Here is a 9,871-nt window from a genome sequence, read left to right on the forward strand (position 1 = left end):
GTGCTGGAACAGGAATCTGCTGGCCTTCCCACCACCACCGCCCGCTGCCCGGAATGCGGCAATAATGTCGCATACTGGTGGCTGCGCCAGTTGCGCAGTGCAGATGAGAGCGAGGTTAGGTTCTTCCGATGCACTAAATGCAGCAACACCTGGCGAGAGTACGACTAGGCATCAACTATATTAAATATTAAATTGTCATTCCCCAGGAGGCTCAAGGAATGTTCAAGGCAGTAATCAATGCAGAAACTCTGCGCGATGCAATCGACTCAGTCTCTTCTCTCGTGGATGAGGTTAAGTTCTCCATATCCGAAAATGGTCTGGAGCTGAAGGCAGTAGATCCTGCGAACGTAGCCATGGTGTCTCTCAAGATAGGCAGCGACGCCTTCGAGTACTTCAAGGCCGATCAAGGAGAGATCGGCGTGGACCTGGTTCGCTTAAGCGATGTCTTGAGCATGGCTGACAGGGGTGAGAATGTGCAGCTGGAGCTGGACGAGGAGAGCCACAAGCTGAAGATCGGCGTGGGCTCACTTTCCTACACCCTAAGCCTTATCGATCCCACGGCCATAAGGAAGGAACCACGCATCCCCGATCTGGACCTGCCGGCTCATGTGACGCTTCCCGGCGGGGAGTTGAGAAGAGCAGTAAAAGCAGCGGAAAAGGTGAGCGACCACGTGATCCTGGGCGTCTCTGATGAGGGCTTTTATATGGAAGCCAAGGGGGATATCGACTCCCTCAAGCTCAAGATCCCCAGCACTGAGCTCTTAGGCATGAAGCCAGGCGAGGCCAGGAGCCTCTTCTCTTTAGACTATCTGCAGGATATGTCAAAGTCCATCAGCAAAGCAGGAGAGGTCACGCTGGAGATGGGCATAGACTACCCCCTGCGGGTAACCTTCAAGCTAGGCCAGTCCGTGGACATCAACTATCTCCTCGCTCCCCGAATTGAGCAGGAATGAAGATCTCGGACTATCCTTTTACTCAGGAGGCGGCAGAAGCAGTCCGCAGCCGAAATATCTCCCTGGATAGCCTTCTGGACAAATCCCTTTTCCAGTCGGTGCGATCCAGAGCGGCAGAACGCCTGCGAGGAGCGGTCGGCGGTGAAGCCATTCCCGATGGGCGGGCGAGCAGCGAGTCTGAGCAGCTCTTTGAACTTCTCAGCTATCCACTGGCCAGGGTCATGGTCTCCTGTCTGAACGATCCCATTCTTCTGCGCCGTTACGCTCTGGCAGAGGCGAAGCTGGCCTTCCGGAGGATGCAGCATGAAAAGGAAGGGCTGGTCGTCCTGGCCAACGACCTGGGGATCAATCCTCAGGGGCAGGGGCCCTGGAAGATCCATTTTTCTGAGTACATCCGGGCAGCACACCGCATGCACAGCCCCAAATGGAAGCTCACCAACCGCGATCTGTCTGAGGGATATCTCACGGTCACCGATGTCGAGCTCAGCCGGTTGTTGGAGGAGGCGATCAGAGAGAAGGTCCTCAAGGGTCTGCCAGTATCTGTGGACGAGAGGATCTGCCAGGGCCTGGAGGAGTATCTTGCCCCGGTCAAGAGAGACCTAGAGGCCCTGGCTGCTAAGCAGAAGATCGATTTGGGAGAGGTCAAAGAGGGCGCTTTTCCCCCCTGCATCAAAAAGATGCTCTCTGAGGTCTCAAAAGGCATCAACCTAGCTCATAGCGCCCGGTTTGCTCTGGTCAGCTTCCTCTTGCAGATCAATATGACCCCAGATGAGGTGATCGCCCTTTTTGCCACCAGCCCGGACTTCGACCAGGATCGCACCCGCTACCAGGTTGAGCATATCGCCGGAGCGACAGGAACCCGGTACAAGCCGCCTGCATGTGCTACCATGGCCACATATGGCAACTGCCCTGGGGAGGACGATCTCTGCCGGAGGATTCGCCATCCTCTCAGCTACTATGAGAGAAGGTCAATCATGCTCAAACCAGGAGCTATATCGTCTGCAAAGGAAGGGCAGACATAAGCGATTTTATCCGGGGATTTCCCAGGCCCTTGGGCCCTGCCAAGAGGTACAATTCGTCCTCTACTACCGGCTTGAATCCCAGTCCGGCCTGGCTTGCTGCCTCCTTTTCCCCAAATCCAAGGTCCGCCCGGCCGGAGGCAACGATGGCCGCCATGGCAGTGTGGGTCTTGGCCAGGCGCACGTAAACGGGAGCGCCGATGCCCATTTCCGTCAGGGCCTGCTCGAATGCCTCTTTCATAGCGGAATCCCTCGGCCAGCCCACTATCCTCTGACTGGCCGGGTCGACCGGAGCTGAAGGGTCCCGGTAGATCAGCCCCAGCTCTCTTTTGCCGCTCCAGACGACCTTCGCCTCGCCCTTGGGAGCCTCTTCCAATGGGCTTGAAACCGCTGCCAGGTCTGCAATGCCATCCTCCAAATAGATCCGTCCCCGGTACGAACCGGTGTTCAAGAGCATCAGCCTCCAGGGCAGATCCTCTGCCAGCCGCTCGATGAATAGGGAGTTCTCTCCTGCCACCACCAGACAGGGGGGCTGGGCTAGCGAGAAGAGCCGGACCTGGACCGGCGATCCTCCCTCTAAGAACTCCACCCCTGCCGGAATCTCTATAACTCCGTCAGCCAGGGCCAGGGTGGTAATCGAGCCGCTGCCCTTGTCCACCGGATAGACCAGATCCCCCGATACGCCCACTGCCAGCATCTGCTGCCTTCCTTCCGTGCGCAGAGGGCCGGCCAGCCTTCCGGCGGTTTTGTTCTCAGAATGCCCACGGCCCAGGACAGAGCGTATGGCGGGGGCGGCCAGCTCGGCAAAGACGGTCAGAGCGCTAGTGGGATAGCCTGGCAGTCCGATACATGGCTTGCCCCGGATTATCCCGAAGATGGTGGGCTTTCCCGGCTTGAAGTTTACCCCGTGAAATATCAGTTCTCCGACCTCCTCTATAACCTGATAGATCATATCCCCTGCCCCGGCTGAGGTGCTGCCGCTCACCAGGATCATATCGCACTCTTCTGCCATCCTCAGCAGGGTTCTCGCCATCTGTTCCTTATCGTCCGGCAGAATGCCATAGCTCCTGGGACGGGCGCCGCAGTCCTCCACTCCCGCAGCTATGGTGTAGCTATTGATATCATAGATCTGGCCGAGCAAGAGCTCCCGGCCGGGGGGAATTAGCTCCGCTCCGGTGGAGGCCAGGCCCACATCCAGGCTTCGTACCCGGACGCTCTCCCTTCCCAGAGCGGCCAGAACGCCTATCTCGCGGGCTGCAATCGGCGTTCCGGGAAAGAGGACTGCCTCCCCAAAGGATATGTCGCTTCCAGCCGCCTGAACGTTCTCCCCCCCAAAGGCCGGCCTGCGGATGTAAACGATGCCCTTCTGGGCCAGGGAGTACTCGATCATGACCACCGCATCTGCACCTTTGGGCATCATGGAACCGGTGGAGACCTCCGCTGCCTCGCCCCGCGAGATCTCAATCTCAGGCCTTCTGCCCATGGGCACCGATCCCGCCAGGCGGAGAGATACAGGCCGGTCCTCTCTCGCTACGATAGTGTCCTGAGAGATGACCGCATAACCGTCCATAGAGGCGCGGCCAAAGCCGGGAACATCCTGGCTTGATATCACCTTCTCCGCCAGGATACAGCCAAGAGACGAGCCCAGGGCAACGGCCTTTTCCCGGGCTGGCGGCAGGTGGTCTGAGATGATCGATTTGGCTTCCTGTAATGAGATGAGGCTGCGAAACTCCTTGGGCATGCCGCCCCAATAAGCCCCGAAAAGATATAAAATCAGAGCCTTGACATTCTCTGACGCAGAAGGTGGTCTGCCAGGACTATTGCGACCATGGCCTCGGCTACCGGTACCATCCTGGGGGGTATGGCCGGATCGTGCCTCCCTTTGATCTCTATCTCCGCATCCATTCCGGCAGCTAGGTCCACGGTATGCTGCTTTTTGGCGATGGACGGGGTGGGCTTGACTGCAATCCGGCAGACTATATCCATTCCCGTGGATATTCCGCCTAAAATGCCACCGGCATTGTTGCCCTCAAAGCCGATCTTCCCTCCCTCCATTCGGAGAGGATCGTTCATCTCGCTTCCCCGCATACCGGCGCAGCCAATACCCGCCCCTATCTCCACCGCCTTTACCGCCCCCAGGCTCATGAGCGCTTTGGCCAGGTCAGCATCCAGCTTGTCGAAGACCGGATCTCCCAGGCCCGGCGGCACCCCCCGGGCGATGATCGTTACCATGCCCCCCAGGCTATCACCCTCCTGCCGGACAAGATCCAATTGCTCCATCATCCTCATTGCAGCATTAGGATCCGGGCAGCGTATGGGGTTGGCCTCCACCCGGGCGCGAAGCTCAGCCAAATCTACCGAATCGGTCCTGGACTTGATCCCTCCAAGCTCGGTCACAAAGGCTGCGACCTCCACCCCAAAATGCTGCAGCAGCTTCTTGGCCACCGCTCCCGCAGCCACCCGGCCAGCCGTCTCTCGAGCGGACGACCTGCCCCCGCCCCGATGGTCGCGCAGGCCATACTTCATCTGATAAGCATAATCGGCATGACCTGGCCGGGGCCTGTTGCGCAAGAGGTCGTAGCTGGCCGAGTCTGCATCCCGGTTCCAGATCAGCATGGATATGGGGGTGCCGGTGGTCTTTCCCTCGAAGATGCCGGAGAGGATCTCCACCCGATCCGCCTCCGTTCTCTGGGTGGATGCCCGGCTCTGGCCCGGACGCCTGCGGTCCAGCTCCTTTTGAATATCATATTCCGTTAATGCCAGTTCTGCTGGGCAGCCGTCTAAAACAACGCCCACCGCTCTGCCATGAGACTCGCCCCAGGTGGTGATGCGAAATAGGGTTCCAAAGGAGCTACCAGGCATATTTCATAACCTCGATCTCGTTTTCGGAGAGAATGGTGGGGGGCTTCTCAGATCGATCCAAAATATATCCGATGCGCAACGATGCTCTTTCCAGAAAATGCAGGCATTCAAGCTCCTCGCAGGCCAGGACCAGCGCCCCCTTCTTCTGCGCTCCGGAGATTATCGGCGCTGATATCCAAGATCCCCTCGATCCATCTTTAACCTCGTGAACCAGAGGCTTGCCGAGAAGGTCGCAGCCTGCCTGGATATCATTGACGAACTCGATCAAGACCTCCACCGATCCATGCAGAGCCCTCAGCACCAGGCCCCTATTCTCCTGGAGGAATATGCCCCCGACATCCGCCCCGCCTGCCCCAGAGACGATAAAGGCCAGGGAATCGGCTAGCACCTTGTCCAGATCCTCCTTGGAGGAAAAACAGATCTCAGATATCCGATCCATTGCTTCCAGTTCCCGGTTGGCCCTGAGGATCTCGATCTCCCTCTCCTTTCTATCCGTTATATCCAGGAGATTTCCCAGGACCGCCCTCTGCCCCTCGTGCTCTATGGGCATCGTCCGGAACTCTATCCAGCGACATGTTCCGTCCTTGCGCAGAACCCTTGATTCATAAATCGGCACGCCGGACTGCCGGTCTTTTTCCAGCCGGATCGCGCACTGAATGTCATCAGGCGTGATCAGCTGCCAGAAGGGCATCCCCAGGAGGCTATCCGCAGAGCAACCGAAGATCTCTCCAAGCCTCGGATTGACCAGCTTGAAGACCCCCTCCTGGAGGATGTAAATGCCAGCCAGGGCATTCTCCACAACATTTCTGTGAATTCTCTCCGACCTCTCGATGCACTCCCTCATCTGCCTCTCATTTGCCTTGAACCGTGCCTCTTGTATGAGGTTTTCAAAGACATAGGGGAGGCTCTTGAAGCTCTCCAGGCTCTTGACCACATATTTAGTCGCCCGATTCTCGAAGGCAACCACTGCCATCTCCGTTGTGCCGTGGCCGGAGACCATGACCACGGGGATATCTGGGTCCAGCCTTCTGATCCTCACTAAAACATCCAGGCCTCCAATCCCCGGCAGAACCAAGTCCACAGAGATCAGATCGTATCTATCCTGGGATATCATCTCCAGGCCATTCTCTCCTGTGGCGGCAAAATTCAAGAAGAACTCATCATGCCTTCGGAAGCCCATTTTGATCAGCTCTGCATGCTCTGGATCGTCCTCAATGATGAGAATGCGATAAGGCCCTGCCATTAGAAACCATCCTTGTCAAGAAGAAGGATGCTTTATCAGTATTTTATATCTTTCTGCTAAAGTCTCTGCTGGTTCACTGCATTAGGTTTAATAGGCAGCAGGGGCATAAACAAGAACGATGAGACCAGTTGCCGCCTTCATTATTATTTCGATTCTCCTGGCAAGCTCAGTCCAGGCGCGCGTCTTGATCGTCGATCCTGGCGACAGTAGCGATGCTAAGACCATTTCTGCTGCCGTATTTAAAGCCAGTCCCGGAGATACAATTCAAATTCAGCCCGGCAGATACCCTGGAGCAATCATCGACCGAAGCCTCAAGATCTATGGACAAGAGGGCGTCTCCATAGAGGGGCCGCTCAGCATCAATGCACCGGGATGCGAGATATACGACCTCAAGATCAACACCAGCAGAAGTGATGCCTCTTTAAGCCTGCTTTCAGGTGACTGTCGGATCGTCCGCTGCACCATATCAGGGGAGAAAGCGGCAGTAAGCTCAGAGGGTAGCAACAATACAATTGCTAATTGCAGCATCAGCTCCCCCGCGGGAATAGAGATCTTCGCCCCGGACAACCGGGTCCTTGGCTGCCACATCCAGGGCAGTGGGATTGGGGTAAGGATAAACCAGACCTCTGGCTGCTGGGTTGAAGATTGCACAATCGCCGCTTTGCAGGGAGTGCTAATCGAGGACTCGGATAGGAATGGGGTGGTTAACAACACCATTCTCACAGACGGACTGGGCCTGGTCCTCACCCGGTCGGATGGAAATGTGGCATCGGGAAATAACCTCAGCGGGGCTTTTGTGAGCGGCATAGATATGCTCAATTCCCGGTTTAACGATATCGCGGCGAATAAGATCGAAGGGGGCAAGGTGGGCATCAGCTTGAGAGTGACGGAACACTGCAATGTGACCTCCAATTGGTGCCTGGGAAATGAGAGGGCAGGGATCTATGGCAACGAGGCAAGCGGATTGATGCTGGCAGAGAATGACCTTATTGAAAACGGCAACGGTATACTTCTCTCAGCCTCCGCCGACAACATCATCCGGTCCAATCTTGCCACTCATAACGTCTACGGAATCTCATTGCGCGGATCGGCGAAAAACCTCCTCCAGGATAACCTTATGGAATTGAACCGCTACAGCCTGCGCATTGACGGTGGCGAGGGCTCAGACTCGGCTCTTCAAGACTATTATGATCAGGACGTAGACAGGAGCAATACGGTCGATGGCAGGCCGATCTATTATCTGGTGGGAAAATCGGGGATGAATGTGCCGGAAGACTGTGCCTTTTTGGGATTGATATCATGCCGGGAGATATCTGCTAGGAATCTGACCATATCCAATAGCAGCGTAGGCATGCTGCTGGTGAACTCCTCTGGCTGCCGCATTCAAAACAGCAGCATCGATCTATCCGAGGAGGGCATTCTCCTCCGGGCCAGCGATGACTGCATCATCTCCGACTGTCGGGTCCGGGAGTGCAATGTCGGCTTCGACAGCCGGGACTCTAGAGGAATTCAGTTTGTGGCTGACCATGCCCAAGACTGCGCTGCCGAGGGCTTCAGGGTGGACGGCTCGCTTAACCTGCTTCTGCTCAAGTGCAACTCCACCGCATCTAATAGCGGCATATCCCTTCACAGCTCCCGACTATGCAGAGTGCAAGACTGCAGCGCAGTTCGAAATGCAAAGGAAGGGCTCCTTCTGAGCCTCTCCCATCGGTGCTCTCTGGTGGGCAACCAGGCCGCCTCAAACGACCGAGGCATCGCCCTCACCGGCAGCAACGCCTGCGCTCTTGAGTCCAATTTCGCCATCTCTAATCAGAAAGACGGCATATCAATAGAGCAGCTATCCGATGCAGAGGTTAAAGGCAATAATGCCACCAATAATGGCCAAGGCATCTTTGTCCAGTCGTCCAAGAGATCGAAGATCAGCGGAAACGTCCTCTGTAACAATAGCCGCTACGGCCTGCGCATGAGCACCAGCACTAGCTGCAACATCACCGGAAATGAGATCTGCTCAAATCAGATAGCTGGCATCAATCTGGTCGACTGCACTGACAACTTCCTCTATCATAACATAATCAGAGATAACATCATCCAGAATGCCGCGGACAATGGCAATAACCACTGGGACGCTGGGGCTGAAGCGGGAGGCAACTACTGGAGCGATCATGAGGTGGTGGGCGATCCGGGAAGCGTGCCTCGCCCCATTCCCGGCCGGGGCCAAGATCGTTATCCATTCCAGCATCCAGGAGGCTGGGGTTGATGGACGAGTTGGACCTAGAGCTTCTCAAGGTCGCTCAGGATGGATTGGATCTGACGGAGAGGCCGTACCGGGTTTGGGGTGAGGTCTTGGGGATGGGGGAGGATGAGATCATATCCCGTCTTCGCGCTATGGAGGGGGAGGGCATCATCCGCCGTTTTGCTGCCACCATAGGGCACAGAGCCCTGGGAATTCTGGCCAACGCCCTTATCGCCTGGAAGGTGCCGCCAGAGAAGGTGGATGAGGCAGGAGCGATCTTTGCTGCAGCTGAGGAGGTCACTCACTGCTATGAACGGGCAACCGCCCAGGACTGGCCTTATAACATTTACACCATGGTCCATTCTCGCAGCAGAGAAGAATGCCTCCAGATTGCAGAACGGCTCTCTTCGCGGTCCGGCATAAGCGACTATATCGTCCTTTTCAGCGAGAAGGAGTACAAAAAGATAAGCGCAAGGATATGATGCCAATATGATGCGGGAGTCTTATGGCTGAACTGAACGATGACTGCTCTTATAGGCCCCTCCTCCCCCTTTTTCTGGATATGAGCCAGAGGCTGGTGGTGATCTTCGGTGGGGGAAAGGTGGCGGAGAGAAAGGCGCTCCTCTTTTCAGATTACGGGCCGGTGCAGGTGGTCAGCCAGAGTTTCACCCCTAAACTCCTGGCATCAAAGGATCGGTGGGAGCTGACAGAGTGCGATCTTAGGGTTGATTTCAAGAGATATCTGCAGGGCGCATTCATCGCCATTCCCGCCACCAGCAACTCCCAGCTGAACCGGTCGATAGAGGAGGAGGCGATCCGGTTGGGAGTTCTGGTTAACCGGGTGGAGGGCAGAGGGGAGGTGGTGGTTCCTTCCATTATCAGAAAGGGCCAGATCTCCATCGCCATCTCCACCGAGGTCCCCGGCTTGACCCGGCACCTCCGCCTCCGGCTGGAGGAGGAGCTGACCGAGGACTACCAGGGGATGGCAAGGCTTCTTGGCCGGCTGAGGCCTGAACTGAAGGAACTCATACCCGGACAGGAGGATCGCGCCCGGGCAATCAGGAGCATCCTGGAGGACAAAGAGGTCTGGAGGCTTTTGGGCCACTCCTATGAAAAGGCCTATATGAGAGCCCGCTCACATGCATGCCAGGATGAGCGAGATAGCCTCGATGCTGGTGACTCACCGCACCGCCTCCATAGACGAGATTGAGACAGCCTGGCACGGTGACGTAGAGACCATTCTCAAATGGGTGAGGTCTCAGGACAGGGTAGAGGAATGCGCTGTTCTCAAGACCTGCAACAGGGTCGAGATTTATGTGGTAGCGCCCCGAGGGGAGAGGGTGCTCTTCGACCTGGCCAAGAAAGCGCGCGTCTCATCTCGTATCATCGATTTTCATAATCACGACGAATCCCTGCTCCATCTTCTCCGCCTGGCATCGGGCCTGGAGTCCATGATCATCGGCGAGGACCAGATCCTGGGGCAGATGAAGGAACTGACCCAGATCGCGATGAAGGCGGGCACAACTGGCTGGATGCTGGAGACCGCTTTTAAGAAGGCCAT

The 9,871-nt window shown here is 56.5% G+C and carries 9 protein-coding genes and 1 pseudogene; 7 read left to right on the forward strand and 3 right to left on the reverse strand.

The annotated features are described in order from the left end of the window. The 3 genes from BP727_RS11105 to BP727_RS11115 form a co-directional block, all read left to right on the forward strand. Positions 1-168: zinc ribbon domain-containing protein (locus BP727_RS11105; RefSeq protein ID WP_342766283.1), on the forward strand; the 168-nt coding region annotated here is incomplete at its 5' end. A 50-nt stretch (positions 169-218) separates the two neighbouring features. Then, on the forward strand, positions 219-953 hold the full coding sequence (gene pcn / locus BP727_RS11110) for a proliferating cell nuclear antigen (pcna) (RefSeq protein WP_013719208.1): 735 nt from the start codon (positions 219-221) through the stop codon (positions 951-953). Continuing rightward, complete coding sequence (locus BP727_RS11115; protein WP_273278027.1) at positions 950-1,975, forward strand: DNA primase large subunit PriL; 1,026 nt, start codon at positions 950-952, stop codon at positions 1,973-1,975. The genes pcn and BP727_RS11115 overlap by 4 nt, the downstream gene beginning before the upstream one ends. On the opposite strand, the gene BP727_RS11120 is transcribed toward BP727_RS11115, so the two are convergent. From BP727_RS11120 to BP727_RS11130, 3 genes are read right to left on the reverse strand one after another with little or no spacing between them, the layout of a single operon-like run. Beyond that, positions 1,944-3,713 carry a molybdopterin biosynthesis protein gene (locus BP727_RS11120; protein WP_286858844.1) on the reverse strand — a complete coding sequence of 590 codons (1,770 nt, stop codon included), beginning with the start codon at positions 3,711-3,713 and terminating at the stop codon, positions 1,944-1,946. The two genes, BP727_RS11115 and BP727_RS11120, sit on opposite strands and share 32 nt — an antisense overlap. A gap of 32 nt (positions 3,714-3,745) precedes the next feature. Then, positions 3,746-4,834: a chorismate synthase gene (aroC, locus tag BP727_RS11125; protein ID WP_013719205.1), complete on the reverse strand. Its 1,089-nt coding sequence runs from the start codon at positions 4,832-4,834 to the stop codon at positions 3,746-3,748. Beyond that, positions 4,824-6,077, reverse strand: coding sequence for a PAS domain S-box protein (locus BP727_RS11130; RefSeq protein ID WP_013719204.1), 1,254 nt, complete (start codon positions 6,075-6,077; stop codon positions 4,824-4,826). Before BP727_RS11130 ends, aroC begins: the two co-directional genes overlap by 11 nt. 118 nt (positions 6,078-6,195) lie before the next feature. Between BP727_RS11130 and BP727_RS11135 the strand changes: the two genes are divergently transcribed. The 4 genes and pseudogenes from BP727_RS11135 to BP727_RS11150 all read left to right on the forward strand — a co-directional run. Then, positions 6,196-8,334 carry a right-handed parallel beta-helix repeat-containing protein gene (locus BP727_RS11135; RefSeq protein WP_286858846.1) on the forward strand — a complete coding sequence of 713 codons (2,139 nt, stop codon included), beginning with the start codon at positions 6,196-6,198 and terminating at the stop codon, positions 8,332-8,334. Continuing rightward, positions 8,334-8,792, forward strand: a complete 459-nt coding sequence (locus BP727_RS11140) for an Lrp/AsnC family transcriptional regulator (protein ID WP_273278025.1) — start codon at positions 8,334-8,336, stop codon at positions 8,790-8,792. Before BP727_RS11135 ends, BP727_RS11140 begins: the two co-directional genes overlap by 1 nt. A gap of 23 nt (positions 8,793-8,815) precedes the next feature. After that, positions 8,816-9,520 (forward strand): precorrin-2 dehydrogenase/sirohydrochlorin ferrochelatase family protein, encoded by a 705-nt coding sequence (locus BP727_RS11145; protein ID WP_286858849.1) that lies wholly within the window; start codon positions 8,816-8,818, stop codon positions 9,518-9,520. Beyond that, a pseudogene (locus tag BP727_RS11150) lies at positions 9,462-9,871 on the forward strand (glutamyl-tRNA reductase); the annotation flags it as partial. The gene BP727_RS11145 and the pseudogene BP727_RS11150, both read left to right, overlap by 59 nt.

This window comes from Methanosaeta sp. UBA356, assembly GCF_002496465.1.
GTDB classification, from domain to species: Archaea; Halobacteriota; Methanosarcinia; order Methanotrichales; family Methanotrichaceae; genus Methanothrix; species Methanothrix soehngenii.